The sequence below is a fragment of the Tianweitania sediminis genome (assembly GCF_017813335.1).
Classification (GTDB): domain Bacteria; phylum Pseudomonadota; class Alphaproteobacteria; order Rhizobiales; family Rhizobiaceae; genus Tianweitania; species Tianweitania sediminis.
In genome coordinates, this window is sequence record NZ_JAGIYY010000002.1 from 110,998 (window position 1) to 131,349 (window position 20,352).

The following is a 20,352-nucleotide window of genomic DNA, read 5'->3' on the forward strand; positions in this document are numbered from 1 at the left end:
TGTCGCGCACCCATACCGGAAGGAGAGGGTGGCCAATCCTCGCTGCTAATTGCTGAACTGCAGTTGGCCGAGAACGGCCCAGTTGGGTGAAGATGGTGTCCGTCCAAGAAGCGTCGCGGCGACGATGAACGTGGCGCCCATCGCTTCAATGCGGACGTCCTGCCCGACGCTTTCGCGGGTTCGCCCGTCATTCATCAAGACTGTCAAACGCAACTGGGTCCCCGACGCAACCTGCCCCTCCGGCTTGGCGCGGAGCCCCACAATGGTTTCACCGCTCTGGCCTCCGCTCTGGTGGAGGGGAGCGTTGCGCCACGAACGGGCGCCTTGTGCCAGAATCCCGACCGTGATGGCAGGACCTGAGTTTTGCTGTGGCGCCTGGGCAGGTCGGTAGCTCGCCTCCAAAAGGGCTTCCGCAACAGGCGGAGTGGACGCCACCCGCGATGAAGCCACCGCAGGTTCGATGACCTCGATGATCGGTTCAAGAGCGCGGGGGGCAGGCTTTTCTGCAGGCGCGGTGACTGCCGCAGGGCGGTTAGGCTTCGTGGGCGTGGGCGCTTCGGGAATTGAAGCCCGCGGCTCTTCGGAAACCTTGCGGGGGCGACGAGGCGCGTCGAGACGATCGACCTTGAGCTGCAGGCTGTCGTTCTTGACGTAACCTGCAGTGGTCACGATCGTAGCTACGATTCGTGCCTTTCGGCTGGCCCGCAGAACCAGCATCTCGCCTGGCGAGGTCAGGCAGCCAGGTGTCGCGCCGGGCGATGGCATGTGATCGATCGCTTCCGAATCAGCGGGCAACGCCTGGATCATCACGGCCGGTGCATTCCGCTCGTCCCCATCAGACGTGTAGCGGATACCATGCAGGCCCTGGTCCAGGGTGAGAATGCGCGAATTGAAGCGATATGCTTCAGTAGGCGGGGACTTCAGGCGCTGAACCGTCATTCTTACAACTTACGCTCCAAAGGTCGGCCGATCTGCCCGGCTGCAACGAAACTCACCTATCGTATAGCAACATGGATATCAGCAACAAGAACATATAGGGTTGGCTGCGGGCTTGGAGGCTGCTGGGTTCTGCAGATCTTTTCGCGAACGCCTTGAACGTAAAGCATGATGGGGCGTTTCAGCCTCGGTTTGGAATTCGAGCCAACGATGTACAAGAATCTAGTGGCGCTTGACCCATCAGATCCGCGTCAGCGCCTGCACGCGCTGTCCCACTACGAGCATCTTGCACAGCAGCGGCTCGTCCCGATCTTCTTCATCGAAATGGCGACCTTGGCGGCTTTCTGGCCAACCGCATGGGTGCGGCAAGGGGAGCAGGTGGAGGCTGTCGCTATGATCGGCTTTGCAGACCAGCCACCTCTCGCACAGCGTCTGGCCGCGCATCCTCCAGAAGCCACTCCCTTGCTTCTTCAAGCCTACCCCTTGTGCCTCGGGCCCGCTTCATCGGAAGGCAGCGCAACAGTGCTGCTCGATCTAAGCGACGCGAAGGGCGGCACGGCTCTCTTCGAAGGAGACGAACTCAGTGCACCGGCTCAGAAGCGGACGGACATCTTGTGGCTTGTGGGAGCCGAACGCGATCGCGCCAGGGCCTGGAATGCCGAGCTTGAGGCAGCGGACGCTTTCGAACTCTGGCGCCTGCGGCTGAGCTTCGACGACGTCGATGTCAACAACAGCGACCTGCACGTGATCTCCCCACGCTTTCTGGCGAGCGACGCCTATGTCAGCTTGGCCGCAAGGCACGGCCCGGACTTCGTTTCCGCCATCGAGCATCACGTCTTGTCCCGCCAACGGGTGCAGGAACGGGCAGACGATCTTCCCGGTCTTGCTGGGCGTTCAGGTGGAGGCGTCTGAGCCATGGCTTTCTTGTTCAATCCGCTGCATGTGGCTCTCCACCAGCACCTGAACTGGGATTTCGCCTATACCTATTCCTTCGCGAGAAATGATCCTTGGGTTCCGTTGGCCCGTTCGGAAATCCGCCGCCTGTCACAACATCTTCCGGTTCTTGTTGCCAAGCGCGGCGGCGATTGGGTCCCCGTGGTACCGCTGGAAACAGGTGAACCCGGTAAAAGCCCGCTCGACGAAGACTTTGGTTGGCGTTTCGGACGACCGCCAACCGCACTGCGCTATCATCCGTTTCAGGCGCTGGAAACAGGCGAGGAAAAGCCGGTCCTTGCCGTTGCGGTTGACGACAAAACAGTGGGACCGGATCGCACCAACCGCTTTTTTGACCAAGAAGGGCGTCCGGCTCCGCTGATCAAGGCTATCCTGCGTCGCCTCCAGCAATTGCGGCTCGAGCGCAAGCAAAGCGAGGATGCCGCAAAGGCACTGGCGGAAGCTTCGGTTTTGAAGCCGCTCCCTGATCTGAAGGATCGTCAAGGGCGAACGCCGTTCTGGACTGTCGACCAGGAAGCGTTCTTTGCTTTGTCGGGCGACGATCTCGCGACGCTGGGCGAGAAGCCGCACCACGCGTTCCTGCTTGCAATCGCCATGCTTTACTCGTCGCGCTTCCTGCCGGGCAAAACGCAACGATCAACCGTCCCCTTGAAAGCGGCGGAAAGGCGTGAGGAGGAAGAAGAACCCGCTTATGCGGGCGATGAAGACAGCAAGCTCTTCTTCAACTTCGACCAGAACTGAAATCGTTTCGCCACCGGCTCCTGGTCCTGCAGGGGGAAAGAAGGCTCCACATCTGCCAGCGGCACCTGTTCCCCGCCGGCCAAGGCTCGGTAGATTGCGATGTGCCGCTGAACCGCTTGCCGGTCCAGCCTTGCCTCGGAGGTCGCCGGTGGTGAGCGCTTCAACGCTTCGCGAAGGGCTTTTTGCAGGGTTTCTGCAACGTCTCTGCGAGTCAGACTGATCTCGATGAGCGTTGGGTCAGCAGCGCCGGCCTCGCCGAGCCTTGGACAGATTACAGGGATGCCCTGAAACATTGCCTCCTGCACGGCGGTGAAGGCGATGGAATCCGCAAGGTCCGCCACCACGACGCAAGCGCAAAGGGAAACGGCGTCGCGGATCTCCCGATCTTTCAGGTGGGGTGCGGAAGGTTCATTCGAACGACCCTCCTTCTTGGAACCGGCGGTCCGATCGCCCAAAGACGCTGGCGTGTAGACGCCAAGATCCATTTGCGCACGCAGATCGATCGGCACCTGATCCAAGCCAAACTTGAAGACCCGCACGCTCGGCGCATTCATGCTGGTCGCGAAAAAGCCGAAGCGCCGGGGGACAGCAGGGACGGCAGCCGGAGCGGACCGGAAGGCTCTCCATGTTGACCTGTTCGCGACCTCGTCCTTCCTTGCTCGCGAGGGGGGGAGTTCGGTGAGCGGCGCGACAACCTCGGCTTCCAATTCGGCAGGAAGGAAGTCTTGGATCTGCCGTGCTAGCAGCGCGTTTGGAACAAAGATAAAGCTCGCGAGATCGAGAACGTCCTGTACGAGGCGGCGCTGGATGAAGCGCGCTGCGGTCCGATTCTTGGGTTGCGCAAGATCCTCTTCCCCCCGCAGGCTTCCGTATAGCGTAACGGCCGCAGGGATCCACAGATCAGCAAATGCCTTCAGCGAGTCGAGGCCAAGCCCTCCAAGGTGGTGCAGGTGAATGACATCTGGACGCGTTTGGGCAACAAGCCGTTCAACCGCGGCATCCCGCTCCTGCGCGTCACTGGAGAACAGTCCAAAGCGATCAAGGGGAGGAACACTCAGGCGAGCCTCGCCGGAGCGCTCTTCCACCAGTCCTGTTGATGCGGACATGGCCGCGACCTCGCGGTCGCCAAGTGCCAGGAAAATCGGCGTGATCTGCGGGTCACTCTGCAGTTCCTTGAAAAGCCGGAAAGCCGCATGCGACGCACGATTGTAACGCCCCTCGGGGTCACTGGGCGCGATGATCAGCACCCGTACGCGGTGGGCGTCCGGTTGATCCGCGAACTCGAACGCCTTCATGTCAGCAGACCCTGGATTGCTGTCTGGTCGGCAAGGGCGATAGCGTGGCGAAGTCGGTCTGCAAGCAACCGCGCCTGATCGGCCGCGGCGGACGCTGCGCCTTCTACGTGTGTCGCGCCTCGGCCCGAAACAAAGCCAATCATGGCTCCTGCTGCCGCTGCGCGTCGCGCGAACTCATTGTCGGCATATCGCGCCGCCTCGAAGCCCTCATCGAAGCCGCCGATCGCAAAAAAGCGGCCGCGGCTGGTGACGAGCGCTGCGCTGGAAACGGCGTCGACTGGCTCGATCACCGGCCGTGGCCTACTCGGAAAGCTCGGCCGACCGCGGTTCTTGAACTCAACCGAGGGAAGGTGCGGAGACAGGGCATGGTTTCGGACGAAAAGACCTTCATTGTCCAAGTTGCCATCTTCCATGGCGAGCCCCACCCCAACCACATCGAACGCGCGGTCGCGCAAGGCAAGCAGAGCGGCGAGCCACGGTCTTCGATCTTCGAACCATGTTGTTTCTTCGACAAAAACGAGGATGTCGCCGGCCGCTTTTTCCGCACCGATGTTCTTCAGTCGCATCGTTCCACAAGGGCTGTCGGCGATGACAAGCTTTATTGCACCTCGCAAACGATGCCCTTGGGTGGCGATGATCCTGGCAAAACCCGTCGCCCGTTCTCCGGCCTCAAGGCAGATGACCCATTCCAGATGCGGCGACAGCCTTTGTTGTTGATGAAGCAGCGACTGAAGGAAAATTTCGTCGCCGGACATGGCGACCACGATGGAAATCTTGGCTTCTGATTGCTGGCCAAACCGCTGCACCCTGAAGGATGGGGCAATGCTCCGCCGCCTGGTAAGAGCGCTCACCACCGCCAGGCTCTTGGGCAGCGGCTGGTCTGGGTCAAGCTCGATGGATCGCGTGACCTCTTCCACCATGTGTTGGGGATTGCCCTCGAGCTTCAGCCGGTAAGGACCCGACAAGAGGGTTTCGCCGGCGAGGTGCTCAACAACCAGGACCTCTTCGGCAGAACAACCATTCAAAGGAAGCGCAGCGAGGAAGCCCTCAAGTTTGGTCAACTGCGAGCGGCGCCGGGTCCGGTTCCGGACCTCCGCAGGACGCTCAACGGCCCGCAACAGCATGTCTTCAACATGTACATAGCTCGTGAAATCTGTGTTCACGAGGGCGAAGGATCGAATATGCGCGTCCTGCATCCATCCCTCGATGAGGACGCCATCTTCCCCTTCCAGGCTGCTGTTGAACAAGAGCGGCGTAAACTCTTCCACGGCGACCCAGCGGCAGCGATTGCCCAGGAGGGACGACGCGCGCAGGTCGATGGCACCGGCTTCCGCTGCCGCAACAACCAGTCCGCGCAGCACCGGGTCACCATGGGCTCCGGGCTTAACGGTGGCAATGCGGGTATTGAACGCGATCTGCCCGCCATCCTCGGTTTCAATCGTGACTGCCACACGCCCGGTGAGGTCGAGGCCCGCGTCGCGCGGGGTACTGGCAATGGTCAGCTTCAAATCCGATGATGAGGTTTCATCACTGTTCATTGCGTAATCGAGACTGGTCCAGTCCTGCAGACCTGCCTGGAAGCCAAGGGGGTCTTGTAGCGTGATCGTTTCGATCCAAGCCTGCGGTCGCGGTATAGCGACAATGATTTTTGAAGCGAAATGCAAGACATAGCCGAGGTCTCCAACTGAAGTCTCGAAAGCAGCGGACCGCGTCGCCACCGCGTGCGAACTGGAAAAAGCCGGCGCCCTAAGGCTGAGATCCTTGGAGACGCTCATGATGCTCGTTTCGTTCAATAATCCTTTGCAGATCTATTCTCTGCGAATTGCTCCAATGGAGCAAGCAGGCTGATGCTGCATTGCGCGATCTGCCTGTCATCATTCACACAAGAGATCGGGACGGCTATGCATTCGACCTTGTTTTGCGGTATCAAAGTCTTGCTAAACAGGTTCAGCCACGCTTCTGCCGTCATTCGACGTTCATTGCGGCCAAAGAGCCTGAAGGCTTTGGAGCTTGGCGGTCGACGCAACGTCGCGCGGGAAGGGACGATTGATGTCGAAGCAGGTCGCTGGCTCGCTGAAAGGTGTCAATGAAGCCATCTCATCGCATCAGTATGTCCGCACCAGTTTGGAAGATGCAGAACAGAGCCTTCGACCGGTCATCGGCTGGGGCTTGTTTTTCTCGTTTCTGATAACCGTACTCGGCTTCTCCGGTCCTTTGTACATGATGAACTTGTACAGCCGGGTCATCAACAGCCGCAATGAAACGACGATGATCGTCCTGACGATTATCGTTCTCTTTGCAATCGCAGTCGAAGCGATACTTGAGACCGTGCGAGCCGACATGCTGCGCCGCGCTTCGGTCGGTTTCGATCAAAAAATTGCCGGTGACACGTTCGACGCTGTCCAGAAAGCCATCGTCAGGCGTCCCATGGATCGCAATCTGCCAACGATGGCTGACGTCGACGCTTTGCGCAATTTCATCAACGGCTCGGCTCTTCCCGGCTTGTTGATGCTGCCGTTCTTTCCGCTTTTCCTGATCGTATGCTGGATCATCCACCCAGCCTTCGTCGCCCTCGTTGTTGTTACTGGTGGAGCGATGGCGGTGATCAACTACATGACCTCTCGCGTGACGGCCGAACCCGTTCGCGAATTTGGCAAAGCGCAGCAGGCTGCAACGAAGCGAGCAAATGCTGCTTTCCAGAACTACGAGTCGGTACACAGCATGGGAATGCGGCCAGCCATGCGAGGGGGCTGGCAACGCGCGCACCGGAACGCCATGCATTGGTCTATCGCCGCTGATGACCGCTCCACCTTCCTGAGGATACTTGGCTCCTTCACACGCAACCTCGGGAACACGCTTGTTCTCGCGCTGGCCGCCTATCTCGTGCTGAACAACAGCCTCGACGCGGCAATGATCTTCGCCACAAGCATCATTGTCGGGCAGGCTACCGCACCGCTGCAGGGGCTTGTCCGATCCTGGCGAAGCATCGCTGCCGCCCGGCAGGCGCGCGCCAGATTGCAATCCTTGTTGCAGGAAACGGCCGCCGAAGCGCCACGCATGCGTTTGCCGGCGCCCAAAGGCGATCTGGCGGTCTATGACGTGGCGATCGCTCCGCCGGGCAAGGGCGTCGAAAGCATCCTTCTGCGCAACATCAGCTTTTCCGTTCCAGCCGGGTCAATCCTTGCGGTGGTCGGGCCGAGCGCATCCGGGAAATCGTCCCTCGCGCGTGCTCTTATTGGCGTTTGGAAGCCCTTGCGGGGTATCATCCGCATCGACGGCACCGACATCGACAACTGGAACGACGAGGATCTCGGCGCTCACCTCGGTTACCTGCCGCAGAATGTCGAACTTTTTCCCGGAACCGTGGCCGAAAACATTTGCCGCTTCAGCGATGCGGATTCGGCTCAGATCATCAAGGCGGCCACGAATGCTGGCATCCACGCCATGATCCAGGCTTTGCCGCACGGGTACGACACGCGCATCGGAGAGCAGGGGCAAGGGCTCTCTGGCGGGCAGCGGCAACGGATCGGGCTGGCGCGTGCCCTTTTCGGCGACCCTGCCATTGTTGTTCTGGATGAACCCAATTCCAACCTGGATGGCGCAGGCGAGGAAATTCTTTCCAAGGCCATGCAGGCTGTCCGCGCGCGGGGTGCAACCGTTGTGTTGGTCACGCACAAGGCGAGCATTTTATCCATAGCGGACTTCGTCGTGGTTCTTGGCGAGGGCGTAATGAAAGACTTCGGTCCCTGCGACGAAGTCAGCCGCCGGTTCACCAAGCCGAAGGTCATCAATATCCGCCCACCGCAATTGAATGCAGCGCCGGGCGTCGCTGGACCGCGCCGTTGACGCAGGCTTCACGAGGAGATTGATCATGGCAGAGCGCCCGGAACTCGACTTCGAACGCGCGGCCCCGGAAGTCAGCGGGGATTGGCGCAAGCCGCTTCGCGCCGGTCTGCTTGTGACGCTCCTTTGCGGCGGCGGCTTTGTCGGCTGGGCCGTCTCTGCGCCGCTGGACTCCGCCGTTGTTGCCCCAGGCATTGTCGCGGTGGAAGGCAGCAAGCAGATCGTCCAGCATTTCGAGGGCGGAATAATCCAGGAGATCCATGTCGAGGACGGTCAGCTCGTGCAGGAGGGTGATCTCCTGTTTGTGCTCGATCCCACGCCCTCCCTGGCGACGCTGGGCGTGCTGACCACCGAGCGCGCCATCCGCGCGGCGCAGGAAACCCGTCTCATGGCGGAGCGTGACAGAAAAGACGAACTCGTCTTCTCCGAGCAACTGCTGGCGAGCACCAGCCCCACTGTCGTGAAGGCGATTGAAGACGAACAAGCAAGCTTCAAACGCCGGCGTGACTTGCGAGAGGTGCAGGAAAACGTCCTGATCAACAAGAAGGACACGCTTGAAGAGGAGATCCTCGGTCTCGAAGCAGAGCGAGCCTCTTCCGAAGAGCAGGTGACCCAGATCGATCGTGAGCTTGACGGCCTGAAGGTCCTGCTCAAGCGCGGTCTCACTTCGCTGACCCGCGTGACGACGCTCGAGCGGGAAAAATCACGCCTGGAAGCCACCATCGCCCGGTCGCGCACGGATGTCGCGAAGGCGAGGCGGGCCATCGGCGAAGCCGATCTGGAACTCGCGCAGCAAAGGGCAGACTGGCAAAGCACCGTGTTGAACGAGTTGATCGAAGTGCGCCGCTTGCTGGCTGAAACCGACGAGCGCATCAAGATCGCAAAGGACGTCCTTGATCGCCTCCACATCTATGCGCCACGTACGGGCATTGCACAGGCACGCGGACCAAGCACGATCGGTGCCGTGATCCGGTCAGGCGACACGCTCGTGGAAATCGCGCCTGTCGACCAGAACCTCGTGATCAACGCCCAGATCCCACCGCAAAATGTGGACGTCATCAATATCGGCCAGGCGGCGGAAATTCGCTTTCCCAACTTCAAGGCCGGTGAAAGCCCACTCCTCTATGGCAAGATGATTGCGCTTTCCAATGATCGCGTGAAAGATCCGCAGGATCCGAAGAACGACTACTTCTTTGCCCGCATCGAGATCGACAAGAATGAGTTGGAGAAGCTTGGCGAGGATCGCGTGCGCGCGGGCATGGCCGCGCAGATCATCCTCCCGACTGGCGAGCGGACCGCGGGGGAATACCTGCTGCAGCCGTTGACCGATCGTTTGCGGGTTGCGTTCCGCGATCGATAAGCGCAACAGAATCAACACGAGTGGCCAAGGCAGCCACGCTGCCCTTGCATGCCGACCGGCCAGTATGAACGAACTGAGTGAAGCCCAGGTCCTGGAAGGAAAAGATGGATATCTTTTCCTGACCAACGATTCCAATCGCGTGATCGATCAGGTGGAAGGCCGATTCGTTCTGAGCGAACGGCGCATTTGGAACATCGCTGCGACTCATGCTGCCAGGCGTGCTTTTTGTCAGATGCTCGGCGCAGAATACCACCATGTCGTGGTGCCTGACCGCGAAACGGTATACGCGCACCTCCTGCCGGACACGGTGAAGCCCGGTTCCGTCGGACCCCGCCCGCTACAGCAATACCGGAACGCAGGCGCTGATGCGCTTCATCCCATTGTCTTCGAGCCGTCGATCCTTGCGGAGCAGAAGGATCCTCCGGCCTATCCGAAGAATGACACCCATTGGAGCTTCGCCGGAGCTGAACGCTATGCAAGGTTCATTGCGGACCTCCTGGGTGCGGATCCGAACCTCCTCGACTTCTCGGATGCGATCGATCACACCTACGAAAATCCTGGCGATCTCGGCTCAAAGATCGGACACCCTCCCGTTCCGTTCAGCCTGCGCATCTCCACCGACCCGGCGGTGAAGCCGATCTACGACAACCGCTTGATGAATGTGGGTCGCCTGCGGATCACAGGCAACGAGAAGCGTCCACAGGGCGAACGGTGGCTGGTGCTGCATGACAGTTTTGGCGAGTTGCTCGCCCTCATGCTTCCGCTTTGCGCCCACAAGATCTGCTTCGTTCACACGAGCGACTTCGATGAGGTCTTCGCGCTTCGTTACCGGCCGACTCGGGTGCTGATGCTCCAGATCGAGCGTTTTTTCGTCCGCGAGCCCTACAACGGCATGGACTGGCTGAAGATGATCGGCGAACAGCACGAGCGCAAGTCAGGCGAAGAAGCAGCCCTTTTGCCGCCGTTGACGGATGATCTGATCCGGCCCTGAAGGTCGGGCGCGCCGCCCGCGTCTGGCCAAAGGTGAGGATCATAGCCGCGGAGCCAGGCCTCTGGTCTGTGCCGCCGGATCGGCGTAGAGTGATCGGGTTTGGAAAAACCCCCTCTCTGCACGAGGAGGCCAGGGTCGTGGCTGCGCGGCGCCCTATCACGGTTCCAAGTCTGGCCGAACGGCTGGAATTGGCGTGTCGTGCGATGCACTCCATAGGCTATGCGGAAGGGCTATACCCCGCGCAATGGACTGCCCTGCGTTATTTTGCCCGGGCCGAGGATGGGGCACGCACCGCCAGTAGCCTTGCTCGGTTCCAAGGGCTTGCGAATGGACCGGTCAGCAGAACCGTTCGCACGCTGATCCAAAAGGAACTGGTGCGGAAATCGGATCTTCAGCCGCTCGGTCGCGCGGAGCACCTGGAACTGACCGAAAATGGCGCCGCCTATTTGGCCCGCGATCCTCTTGCGAGGGTTCTGGTGGCTCTTGATCGTCTCGACGAAAGCGAGCGTCGGGCGCTTTCAACTGCCCTGAACAGTGTTCTGGAAGCCTCGGCCACGGTTTGGACCCATGGCAACAAGTCACCCTCAGCCTGAAATCTGTTTCAAGATTCCATTAACCAGTTGCTAAACTGCGGCGGGTGAATAGTATCTCTCATGTAAGTTCAAGTAAAAGCGTAGCGTCGGGGTAGGGCGAGTGGAACTTCATCTGTGCCGTGCTGGTTGCGAGACCAGTACCCGAAAGCGAGGGACAAGGAGAGACAGGGATCTCGTCCAGTTCATTGGATGCCCGTCGCATGATCCTACGCTATTTCGGTGTGAGCCGTGAGCGCTGTTGAACAACCCTACAGCCCCACCACCAATGATAACGCACCGGCTGCTTTACGGCTGAAAGCTGTTCCAGCTTCGACTGGATTGGCGGAAGCGCCGCCCCGGATCCGAGATCCTTTCGAGGACATGCAGCACTGGTACGCCATCTTGATGCGAGTGGGATATCCTCTCGACAAGATGGCTGCGATCGCTGCGCGTGCGCGAACAAACGCAACAAGCTTTCATGCCGAGCTTCTGGCGGCCGCGCCTTGCCCGGAAGCCAACCTCTACTTCGCGCTTGCGGAAGAGCTTGGTCTTCCCTTTCGCCTCGAAGTCGATTCCGGTGGGCTTGTCACGGACAATCACGACTTCATCGCCCTTCTTGGGCCCGGTGGCGCGCAACGTCCGCTATCCTACCTTGATGGCTCTGCGCCGCTTGTTCGCCTGCTGGGACTTGGCCTGCTCGACATCGGTCGGTTGAAAGCCCTGCTGCAAAAGCGCCCAGAGCTTTGCGAGCGATTGATCGTTGTGCCGCCAGCCGCCCTGCGCAGGGCTGTGAAGGAGCGCGCAGCAGCCACGCTTGGCGCTCAGGCTCGCGATCAACTGGCGAATGACGTGCCGGATTGCTCGGCACGATTAGTGGCGAGTGCCTGGCAAGGGTGGGTGATCGGTGCTCTCGCAATGGCGCTGCCCATTTCCTTTGCATTGTGGCCATTCACCACCATGTTTGGTGTTCACCTCTTCTTTTCGGTCTTTTTTCTCGGCTGCGTGCTGCTGCGCATGCGTGCTGCGCGCCATGCCCAGCCGCCTTACCTCAAGAAGCTGGCGCCGGTGGCGGCAAAGGACCTGCCGACCTATTCCGTCATGGTTGCCCTGTACCGGGAGGCCGATGTCGTGCCGGAATTGCTGGCCGGCCTCGGCCGCATCGTTTGGCCGCGCAGCAAGCTGGAGATCAAGCTCGTTTGCGAAGCAGACGATCATGAAACACTGGCGGCATTGCGTGCTGTTCCCCTGAAGCCTTGGGTGGAGATCATCGAGGTTCCGGCGATCGGCCCGCGGACCAAGCCCAAGGCTCTGGCTTACGCGCTCCCCACCACGACAGGGCAGGTCGTGGCCATCTATGATGCGGAAGACAAGCCGCATCCGCTGCAACTTGTGGAAGCCTGGCAAGCCTTCGCCAAGGCCGATGCGAGCCTGGCATGCGTGCAAGCGCCGCTGGTGATCACCAACTCTCATCAAGGCATGCTCGCCCGCTTGTTTGCCTTCGAGTATGCAGCCTTGTTTCGCGGCCTCTTGCCCTGGCTTGCGGCGCGGTCGCTGATCCTGCCGCTTGGCGGAACCTCCAACCACTTCCGCCGCGAGGCGCTGGTCAACAGTGGCGGCTGGGATCCGTTCAACGTCACCGAGGATGCCGATCTTGGCCTTCGGCTTGCCCGTTTCGGGTACCGCTCCGGCACGATCACCTATCCGACCTTCGAGGATGCGCCGATGCGCATCAAAACCTGGATCCCGCAACGCACCCGCTGGTTCAAGGGCTGGCTTCAGACCTGGCTGGTGCACATGCGCCGGCCGATGCGCCTTTGGCGCGAGCTTGGAACCGGTTCCTTCCTGATGGTGCAGATCCTTTTTGCGGGAATGGTTCTGTCGGCCGCCGCTCATCCGCTGATGCTGCTGACGCTCGCTGGCGTGGTGACGGAACTTGCATGGGGATCAACGCCTGATGCGCAGCGCTCGATCATCTTTGCGGTTGATGCCGTCAACATCACCTGCGGCTACGCGGCCTTTCTTGTTCTCGGCGCCGCCACCTTGATGAAGCGCGAGCGCAAGGGGTTCTGGCGGGTGGTCCTCGCGACACCGCTCTACTGGATGCTGATTTCGTTCGCAGCCTGGCGGGCTGTCTGGCACCTTTACCGCAAACCCTTTGTTTGGGAAAAAACACCGCATCGGCGCAGCGCCAGTGTGTGGGCGCGTGAGGCACGCGCCCACAAGACGTGAGTCATTTCACCGCATAATCGGCGCCCGATCGCACGATCTTCGGATCGGTTTCGCCGATGGCGCCGAGGTCGCGCCCTTCATAGGGGATGGCGCGCAAGATGTGGCGGATCACCGCGATGCGGGCACGCCGCTTGTCGTTGGAGCGCACGATCGTCCACGGAGCATGCTCGCTGTGGGTGCGCTCGAACATTTCGTTGCGCGCTTGCGTGTAATCGTCCCACCGCGTCAGTCCGGCGATGTCGATGGGTGAAAACTTCCAGCTCTTCAGGATGCTTTGCCGCCGGTCGTGAAAGCGCTTCAACTGCGTTTCCCGGCCGATTTCGAGCCAGATCTTGAAGAAGTGGATGCCGTCGCGCACGATCATGCGTTCGAACAACGGCACTTCATCCATGAACTGCTCGTATTGTTCGGGGGAGCAGAAGCCCATTACGCGCTCGACGCCAGCGCGATTGTACCAGGAGCGGTCGAATGTCACCAATTCGCTCCGCGTCGGGAAGTGCGCCACATAGCGTTGGAAGTACCACTGCCCCTGTTCCACTTCGCTTGGCTTTGGCAGCGCCACATTCCTCGCAGTGCGAGGATTGAGGTTCTCCCGAAGCGCGGCGATCGTTCCTCCTTTGCCGGCGGCGTCACGTCCCTCAAACAGGATCATGACCCGCTCGCCCGTGGTTTTCAGCCACTCCTGCAGCCGAACCAACTCGACCTGGAGCGCCAGCATCGTGTCTTCGAATTCTGCTTTCTTCAGGGCCTTCTCGTAAGGGTAATCGCCCGAGGTGAGCGCACCGCCTTCCACCCAGTCTGGCAGCGCCTCGTCATCGACGTCGAAGATCTTGCTTTCGCCGTTGATCTCCAGCGTTACCGCCGGTGTGTCCGGAAAGTTTGCCGGCGCGATTTTCTCGTTCATCGCCTGTCCTTCTGCAATCAGCCTGTCATGCTATGTGGTGCATGGACTTAGACGATGGCGCAAGGTCGATCCTCGATCGGCGTGAAACAGTGTGAAAGCAATGGCGCAGGTGGCGGTGCAACTGCCGGAACAAGAATCGAGCGGCGAAGAACAAGGAACGCGGAGCGCGATCTGGCTGATGCTGGCGGCCGGGCTGGCTGGGGTGGCAGTGCTCTGCGCCATGGAACCGGCATTGCTATGGGCAGGCCTTGCCATTGCCGTCTTGCTTTCCCTGATCGCGATTATGGCCCTGCGCCCACGGCGTATCGTGCTGCGCGACGCGTCAGACGCGCTGGTGCGCACAAGCGATGTCCTTCCCGAAATATCGGCTATCGATCTCGCCCGCGCTGTCGCCGATCCGTTGATCGTATTTGATCGCGGCGGCGTTGTGGTGCACGCCAATCCTGCTGCCGTGGCTGTTTTCGGCGCAGTGCTGCCGGGCACGATGCTGCAGTTGCGCTTCAGGGCGCCGGAACTGCAGCACCTGATCGAGGACGCGCTCCACGGCAACGATCCAGGCACCGTCGTGGATTATGTGGAGCGGCTGCCCCTGGAGCAGTTGTACAGGGTCAGCGTGACACTTCTCGACCGGACATCGGGGTTGTCGGCGCTGGTGTTCCGCGACCAAAGCGAAGGGCGACGCATCGACCGTATGCGGGCCGACTTCATCGCCAATGCGAGCCACGAGTTGCGCACGCCGCTTGCGTCCATCTCGGGTTTCATCGAGACCTTGCGCGGACCTGCCAAGAACGATGTGGTCGCACGCGACCGGTTCCTGGGTATCATGCAGGAACAAACCGGCCGGATGGCGCGTCTCATCGACGACCTTCTGTCGCTTTCGCGCGTTGAAATGAAGCCCATGCTCAAGCCGGGCGAAACGGCCGACCTGCGGCCGATCCTCGAGCGGGTGATCGACACGATCGACCAGCGGGCGCGCGAAGCGGGGCTGAAGGTCGTGCCCAACTGGGGAGAGGACGGCTTTACGGTGCTCGGCAACAAGGACGAATTGTTTCAGGTCTTCGAGAACCTGCTTGAGAATGCCTGCAAGTACGGCAGAGACGGAGGTCGGGTGGAAGTGTCTTTGGGGCGCCGGGACGATGCGGGCGAGCCCGGCATCGCCGCATCGATCCGTGATTTTGGGCCGGGCATCGCCGAAGAGCATATCCCCCGCATCACGGAACGGTTCTACCGCGTCGACGTCGAGGCAAGCCGCAGCCAGAAGGGCACCGGCCTTGGCCTTGCCATCGTCAAGCACATCGTGACGCGGCACAATGCGCGGCTCCTGATTAGGTCTCAGGTGGGCGAAGGAACCGAGTTCACGGTATTTTTCCCCGAACGGAAGAAGTTGCTTGAGTAAAAGCAGAGGTTTCGTCGTTCTGTCACGGGAATCAGCTAGCGACATCCGCTAGAGTCGTTGCCGACTGCCATTCTTGGGAAGAAGTCGCGTATGGTCGCCCAGCAGCATAGTGTCCGTTCTTATGATGAGGAGCTGAAGTTCCTGGTGGCCCGCATCGGCGCGATGGGCGGCCATGCCGAACGCATGGTGGAGCGTGCCATTTCAGCACTCGTGACCTCGGACACAGCCCTGGCGCAGCGCATCATCCTCGACGACAAGTTGCTGGATGATGCCCAGCGCGAGATTGACGAAAAGGCGGTGGTGATCATTGCCCGGCGTCAGCCGCTGGCGCACGACCTGCGGGAGATCATCGGCGCCATCCGTATCTCAAGCGATCTCGAGCGCGTGGGGGATCTCGGCAAGAACATCGCCAAGCGGGTGGTTGCCGTCAGCGAGGGCCTGCAGCCGCCGCGCTTGTTTCGTGGCCTCGAAGCCCTGTCCGACCTCGCATTGACGCAGTTGAAGGAAGTGCTCGACATCTTCGCATCGCGTTCGGTCGACCGGATCTCGTCCTTGCGCGATCGCGACGACAACATCGACCAGATGTACACATCGCTGTTTCGCGAGCTTCTGACCTATATGATGGAAGACCCGCGCAACATCGCGCCCTGCACCCATCTGCTGTTTTGCGCCAAGAACATCGAGCGCATCGGCGACCACGCAACAAACATCGCTGAAACGATTTTCTACACGGCGACCGGCCGCTTGTTGCCCGCAGAACGCGCCAAGGACGACAGGAGCCACCACATCATGATGGCGCCGATGCTTCGCAAGGCCGGCGAATAAGCCACGCTTGCGTGCGCCGGTGTTCCTCGCATAATGCGGGGAATGTCACTCTGGCTGGGAAGCGGCTTCATTTGGGCACCGGCCTGAAATTCGTGGTTGCGGACGATCATCCGCTTTTCCGTGGCGCGCTGCGGAATGCCCTCGCCGGACTAGGCAGCGAAGTGGCTATTCTGGAAGCCGGCGACTTCGAGACCGCGCAAGCGTCGGCCGCCGACGAAGATGACATCGACCTGATGCTGCTCGATCTGTCCATGCCAGGCGGCAGCGGCCTGTCTGGGTTGGTGCGGATGCGCGCCGCTTTTGCGGATCTGCCGATCGTGGTTGTGTCGGCCCATGACGGCGCGGAAACCGTGCGCCGCACGCTCGCATTGGGCGCATCGGGGTTCATTTCCAAATCTGCCAGCATGGAAGAAATCCGCGCCGCGGTGCGCCAAGTTCTGGAAGGCGGCGTTGCGATGCCCGCAAATCTGGAGCTCGGCACGGAAGGAGATCCCGAAATGCAGCAACTGATCCGACGGCTGCAAAGCCTGACGCCGCAGCAAACGCGCGTTCTCACCATGCTGTCCTCGGGTCTGCTCAACAAGCAGATCGCTTATGAACTCGACGTGTCGGAAGCCACCGTGAAGGCGCATGTGTCAGCAGTGTTGCAGAAGCTCGGCGTCGACAGCCGCACACAGGCCGTGATCTTTTTGTCCAAGCTCGGCGCCGAACCACTTCCTGGCTGAGAATCACTCCGCCGCTTCCTCCATGCGGCGGAGCCGCGACAGGGTCAGGCGCAGAACGGCCGGTTTTACCGGCTTGTTGATGACCCGCATGTCCAGGGCTTCCGCCGCCGCCCGGACCTCCGCGCTGCGATCAGCCGTAATCAGCACGGCCGGAACAAACAGCTTGTGATGCGCGCGCACGGCACGAACGGCATCCAAACCGGTTTCTCTGTCCAGATGGTAATCCACAAGCAGCACATCGGGAGGCGGGCCATCCAGAGAGGAGGCGCTGTCGGCACCAACCCGGACCGTGCAGCCCCAGCCTTCAAGAAGCTGGCGCATGGCATCCAGGATGCGCGGATCATTGTCGATGCACAGCACCAACAATCCTCCAAGCTCCCCGGCGGCTAGGCTCAAGGGCAGCATGTTCCCATCACCGGCTGTGGCGGGGGCTTCTGCGACCGGCAACAGCACCGAAAAGCGGGTGCCGCGTCCCTTGAAAGACCGAACCTGGATCTCCAATCGCAAAACCCGCGCGATGCGATCCACGATGGAAAGCCCGAGCCCCAGCCCCTGCGCCTCGCGCATGCCGTCATCGAGCCGCGTGAACTCGCGGAACACGGTGTTGAGTTCGGCTGGCGCGATGCCGATGCCGGAATCCAGCACCTGGATCTCCAGCAGGGCGCCCCGGCGGCGAACACCCACCAGCACGCGGCCGGCGCGCGTGTACTTCACCGCGTTGGAAACAAGGTTTTGAATGACGCGGCGCAGCAGATTGCGGTCGGTATGAACTGCAAGCGACGAAGGCAGCGTCCGCAACTCAAGGCCTTTTTCTGCCGCCACGGGAAGAAAGTCGGTGTGGATCTGCTTCAACAAGCCGTCGAGCCGGAAGGTGGTTTCAGCGGGTTTGAGCGCGCCGGCATCGAGCCGCGAAATGTCCAGAACCGCGCCGAGGATGGTTTCAACTGACTCCAGCGCAGATTCGATGTTCTGGGCAGCATCGGCGGTTGATCCCTTGCCGGCTTGTTCGATCAACGATGTGCAGTACAGCCGGGCAGCGTTGAGCGGCTGAAGGATGTCGTGGCCGGCGCCCGCAAGGAAGCGCGTCTTGGAAAGGTTGGCTTCTTCGGCCAGCTCCTGGGCTTGTGCCAGTTCCTCGTTGACGCGAACGAGCTCCGCCGTGCGGCTCACCACGCGCTGTTCGAGCGTTTCGTTGACCCGCTTCAGCGCAGCGTCAGCGGCAACCGCTGCGGTGACGTCGGAATAGGTCGCGACCATGCCTCCATCCGGCATGGGATTGGAGCGCAGTTCGATGATGCGGCCGCTGCCCTGCAGTTCGATGCGCCACGGGGTGCCGAAGCTGCTCAAGCGGTTCAGCGCGGTGATCTCGAAGCGCGGAGCCAGGTCGCCACGCTCAACCAGATGGCGCAGGATGTGATGCAAGGAGACGCCGACCTGGCCCAGGTCTTCCGGGAGGTCGAACAGCGCGCGAAATTGCAGGTTCCAGTTGGTCAGCCGCAGGTCCTTGTCGAAAACGGTGATCCCCTGATCCATCTGGTCAAGGGCCGTTTGAAGGAGGTCGCGGTTCTGCTGCAGGGCCTCCGACGCGTCATCGAGCAGCCGGAAGGCATCCTTGGGCGAGCGGTCGTTGCGTCCGAGGAGCAGCGACAGGATCAGGCGAGCCGATGAGGAGCCGACGGCGCTCGCCAGCAGTTGCTCCGAGAAGCGAACAACGGTCATGCTGGCCGGCTCGTTGCCATGCAGGCGGCGCCCCTGGCCGGCTTCGAAGGCCTCGAAGGAGCGCTCGGTTCGTTCCACGCCGAGATAGCGGGCGATCGTGTCCTTGAGCTCATCGACGGTAACGGTCGTGCGGAAGCGCCGAAGACCCGGCACGGGATTAATGTCGCGCGGCACGAAGATGGCGGCCTGGATGCGCTCCAGGGGACGAGCCGCGCGTGACAAGGAACCGAGCACGAAGAACAGTGTGTTGATGCACAGGCTCCAAAGCACACCGTGGTTCAACGGTTCACCGACGGTGCCGAACAGGGACTGCGGCCGCAGCGCCTCCATTCCAAACAACCCATGCGTGAGAATGCTTGTGTTGGCAGGCGCAAGCGAAGGCAGGAGCAGGGTGTAGGCCCACAAGGACGTGCCGGCCAGCATGCCGAGAACGGCGCCGCGCCCGTTGGCACCGCGCCAAAGGAGCCCGCCGAGGAAAGCTGGTGCGAACTGCGCAACGGCTGCAAAGGAGATCAGCCCGATCGACGCCAGCCGCGTGTTCCCGGTTGTTTCCCGGTAATAAAGAAAGGCCGCGAGAAGAACGATGAAGATGGAAGCGCGGCGGATGTTGAGGATCAGGCGCGACCAGTCCTCGGAGCCTCGCCTGTCGGGCTGCACCATGCGGCGCACGAAAAGCGGGATCACGAGATCATTCGAGATCATGATCGAAAGAGCCACGCTGGCCACGATCACCATGGCCGTTGCTGCTGAAAGGCCGCCGATGAAGGCAATCATCGCCAGCCAGTCCTGCCCGGCCGCAAGGGGCAGTGCGACAACATAAAGGTCGGCGCTCGTTGCATCGCCCACGAAGGTTAGACCGGCAAAGGCGATCGGCAGAACAAAGATGTTGATGGCGATCAGGTAAAGCGGAAACACCCGTGTCGCCGTCCGGAGCTCGGCATCCGTGCGGTTTTCCACCACGGTCACGTGGAACTGGCGCGGCAGCATCAGGATGGCAAAGCCTGACAGCATGGTGGTCACGATCCAGGTGGGCAGCGAGGTGCTGTAGCTCACCGCCTCCATCACCGCCGGGTTTTCGCCGATCGCGCTGACAATCGGGCCGACCCCTCCAAACAAGAAGAAGGTGACCGCCAGGCCCACGGTCAGGAAGGCTACGAGCTTGACGATGGATTCCACCGCAACGGCGAGAATCAGCCCGTTTTGATGCTCCGTCGCGTCGGCCTGCCGCGTGCCGAACAGGGCGGCAAACACGGCGAGCAGCAGCGCGATGATCAGGGACAGGTCGCCGACGAAGAACTGCACGTCGGGCGGCTGCGTGTTGTAGTGCGCAACCATCAATCCGACGGTTTCGGAAATCGCCTTCAGTTGCAGGGCGATGTAGGGGATCGTGCCGAGGGTCGCGATCAGGGTGGCGATGGACGCAACGGCGAAGCTCTTGCCGTAGCGGGCGGCGAGGAAGTCCGCGATGGAGGTGATCTTCTCGGATTTCGCGATACGCACGATGCGCCTGAGAAGCGGAAAGCCGAACACGAACACCAGAATAGGCCCGATGTAGATCGCCAGAAATTCCAGGTTGCGCTCGGAGGCCAAGCCGACGGAGCCGAAGAAGGTCCACGACGTGCAGTAGATCGCGAGGCTGAGCGCATAAATCAGCGGCCTGCCGCCGCTGCTGCGTTGCCCGCGGCGGTCGCCCAAACTCGCGACCACGAACAGCAGCGTTACATATGCAAGCGCGGCTAAAACAACGGCCCAGCCCTGCACGCTTGTCTCCTTCCGATGCAATCGGCAGCAAAGCATGGGCAGGCGGATCTTGTCCAACAACACGAGGCTGGGAACAAGCCGATCCACCCCTTGCTTTCCTC

At 61.1% G+C, this 20,352-nt stretch carries 15 protein-coding genes; 10 read left to right on the forward strand and 5 right to left on the reverse strand.

Translation table 11 applies throughout. The annotated features are described in order from the left end of the window. Positions 1 to 45: 45 nt before the first annotated feature. Positions 46 to 939, reverse strand: coding sequence for a hypothetical protein (locus J5Y06_RS07615; RefSeq protein WP_209334549.1), 894 nt, complete (start codon positions 937 to 939; stop codon positions 46 to 48). Between the two features lie 207 nt (positions 940 to 1,146). Between J5Y06_RS07615 and J5Y06_RS07620 the strand changes: the two genes are divergently transcribed. Next, entirely contained in the window at positions 1,147 to 1,848 is a 702-nt protein-coding gene (locus J5Y06_RS07620; protein ID WP_209334550.1) for a SapC family protein, read from the forward strand. Between the two features lie 3 nt (positions 1,849 to 1,851). Continuing rightward, a complete protein-coding gene (locus tag J5Y06_RS07625) occupies positions 1,852 to 2,631 on the forward strand; it encodes a SapC family protein (protein ID WP_209334551.1) in 780 nt (259 codons plus the stop codon). Here J5Y06_RS07625 and J5Y06_RS07630 read toward each other — a convergent pair. Both J5Y06_RS07630 and J5Y06_RS07635 read right to left on the reverse strand, forming a co-directional pair. Then, a complete protein-coding gene (locus J5Y06_RS07630; protein ID WP_209334552.1) occupies positions 2,580 to 3,926 on the reverse strand; it encodes a glycosyltransferase family protein in 1,347 nt (448 codons plus the stop codon). The two genes, J5Y06_RS07625 and J5Y06_RS07630, sit on opposite strands and share 52 nt — an antisense overlap. Then, positions 3,923 to 5,701 carry a glycosyltransferase family protein gene (locus tag J5Y06_RS07635; protein ID WP_209334553.1) on the reverse strand — a complete coding sequence of 593 codons (1,779 nt, stop codon included), beginning with the start codon at positions 5,699 to 5,701 and terminating at the stop codon, positions 3,923 to 3,925. The genes J5Y06_RS07630 and J5Y06_RS07635 overlap by 4 nt, the downstream gene beginning before the upstream one ends. 274 nt (positions 5,702 to 5,975) lie before the next feature. Here J5Y06_RS07635 and J5Y06_RS07640 point away from each other — a divergent pair, with 274 nt between their 5' ends. From J5Y06_RS07640 to J5Y06_RS23560, 5 genes are all read left to right on the forward strand, one after another. Further along, entirely contained in the window at positions 5,976 to 7,772 is a 1,797-nt protein-coding gene (locus J5Y06_RS07640) for a type I secretion system permease/ATPase (RefSeq protein WP_209334554.1), read from the forward strand. A 25-nt stretch (positions 7,773 to 7,797) separates the two neighbouring features. Then, the gene (locus J5Y06_RS07645) at positions 7,798 to 9,129 is read left to right on the forward strand and encodes an HlyD family type I secretion periplasmic adaptor subunit (protein WP_209334555.1); all 1,332 of its coding nucleotides are present in this window, start codon (positions 7,798 to 7,800) and stop codon (positions 9,127 to 9,129) included. Positions 9,130 to 9,193: 64 nt separating this feature from the next. Next, positions 9,194 to 10,120 carry an alginate O-acetyltransferase AlgX-related protein gene (locus J5Y06_RS07650; protein ID WP_209334556.1) on the forward strand — a complete coding sequence of 309 codons (927 nt, stop codon included), beginning with the start codon at positions 9,194 to 9,196 and terminating at the stop codon, positions 10,118 to 10,120. A gap of 137 nt (positions 10,121 to 10,257) precedes the next feature. After that, complete coding sequence (locus J5Y06_RS07655) at positions 10,258 to 10,713, forward strand: MarR family winged helix-turn-helix transcriptional regulator (protein ID WP_209334557.1); 456 nt, start codon at positions 10,258 to 10,260, stop codon at positions 10,711 to 10,713. Positions 10,714 to 11,706: 993 nt separating this feature from the next. Further along, the gene (locus tag J5Y06_RS23560) at positions 11,707 to 12,921 is read left to right on the forward strand and encodes a glycosyltransferase family 2 protein (protein ID WP_425348069.1); all 1,215 of its coding nucleotides are present in this window, start codon (positions 11,707 to 11,709) and stop codon (positions 12,919 to 12,921) included. 1 nt (position 12,922) lies between these two features. Here the strand turns inward: J5Y06_RS23560 and ppk2 are convergent, their stop codons facing one another. Beyond that, on the reverse strand, positions 12,923 to 13,825 hold the full coding sequence (ppk2, locus tag J5Y06_RS07665; RefSeq protein ID WP_209334559.1) for a polyphosphate kinase 2: 903 nt from the start codon (positions 13,823 to 13,825) through the stop codon (positions 12,923 to 12,925). A gap of 100 nt (positions 13,826 to 13,925) precedes the next feature. Between ppk2 and J5Y06_RS07670 the strand changes: the two genes are divergently transcribed. The 3 genes from J5Y06_RS07670 to J5Y06_RS07680 all read left to right on the forward strand — a co-directional run bounded on the left by J5Y06_RS07670 (position 13,926) and on the right by J5Y06_RS07680 (position 16,771). Further along, positions 13,926 to 15,221, forward strand: a complete 1,296-nt coding sequence (locus tag J5Y06_RS07670; protein WP_209334560.1) for an ATP-binding protein — start codon at positions 13,926 to 13,928, stop codon at positions 15,219 to 15,221. Between the two features lie 90 nt (positions 15,222 to 15,311). Beyond that, on the forward strand, positions 15,312 to 16,046 hold the full coding sequence (gene phoU, locus J5Y06_RS07675) for a phosphate signaling complex protein PhoU (RefSeq protein ID WP_209334561.1): 735 nt from the start codon (positions 15,312 to 15,314) through the stop codon (positions 16,044 to 16,046). Positions 16,047 to 16,117: 71 nt separating this feature from the next. Continuing rightward, positions 16,118 to 16,771, forward strand: a complete 654-nt coding sequence (locus tag J5Y06_RS07680) for a response regulator transcription factor (protein WP_209334562.1) — start codon at positions 16,118 to 16,120, stop codon at positions 16,769 to 16,771. A 3-nt stretch (positions 16,772 to 16,774) separates the two neighbouring features. Here J5Y06_RS07680 and J5Y06_RS07685 read toward each other — a convergent pair whose 3' ends face one another. Beyond that, the gene (locus J5Y06_RS07685) at positions 16,775 to 20,251 is read right to left on the reverse strand and encodes a PAS-domain containing protein (RefSeq protein ID WP_209334563.1); all 3,477 of its coding nucleotides are present in this window, start codon (positions 20,249 to 20,251) and stop codon (positions 16,775 to 16,777) included. Positions 20,252 to 20,352: the final 101 nt, after the last annotated feature.

Bases quoted from the DNA above. Each gene is read 5' to 3' on its own strand.
- J5Y06_RS07615 (WP_209334549.1), bottom strand. From the start codon at position 939: ATGACGGTTCAGCGCCTGAAGTCCCCGCCTACTGAAGCATATCGCTTC.
- J5Y06_RS07620 (WP_209334550.1), top strand. From the start codon at position 1,147: ATGTACAAGAATCTAGTGGCGCTTGACCCATCAGATCCGCGTCAGCGC.
- J5Y06_RS07625 (WP_209334551.1), top strand. From the start codon at position 1,852: ATGGCTTTCTTGTTCAATCCGCTGCATGTGGCTCTCCACCAGCACCTG.
- J5Y06_RS07630 (WP_209334552.1), bottom strand. From the start codon at position 3,926: ATGAAGGCGTTCGAGTTCGCGGATCAACCGGACGCCCACCGCGTACGG.
- J5Y06_RS07635 (WP_209334553.1), bottom strand. From the start codon at position 5,701: ATGAGCGTCTCCAAGGATCTCAGCCTTAGGGCGCCGGCTTTTTCCAGT.
- J5Y06_RS07640 (WP_209334554.1), top strand. From the start codon at position 5,976: ATGTCGAAGCAGGTCGCTGGCTCGCTGAAAGGTGTCAATGAAGCCATC.
- J5Y06_RS07645 (WP_209334555.1), top strand. From the start codon at position 7,798: ATGGCAGAGCGCCCGGAACTCGACTTCGAACGCGCGGCCCCGGAAGTC.
- J5Y06_RS07650 (WP_209334556.1), top strand. From the start codon at position 9,194: ATGAACGAACTGAGTGAAGCCCAGGTCCTGGAAGGAAAAGATGGATAT.
- J5Y06_RS23560 (WP_425348069.1), top strand. From the start codon at position 11,707: ATGCGTGCTGCGCGCCATGCCCAGCCGCCTTACCTCAAGAAGCTGGCG.
- ppk2 (WP_209334559.1), bottom strand. From the start codon at position 13,825: ATGAACGAGAAAATCGCGCCGGCAAACTTTCCGGACACACCGGCGGTA.
- J5Y06_RS07670 (WP_209334560.1), top strand. From the start codon at position 13,926: ATGGCGCAGGTGGCGGTGCAACTGCCGGAACAAGAATCGAGCGGCGAA.
- phoU (WP_209334561.1), top strand. From the start codon at position 15,312: ATGGTCGCCCAGCAGCATAGTGTCCGTTCTTATGATGAGGAGCTGAAG.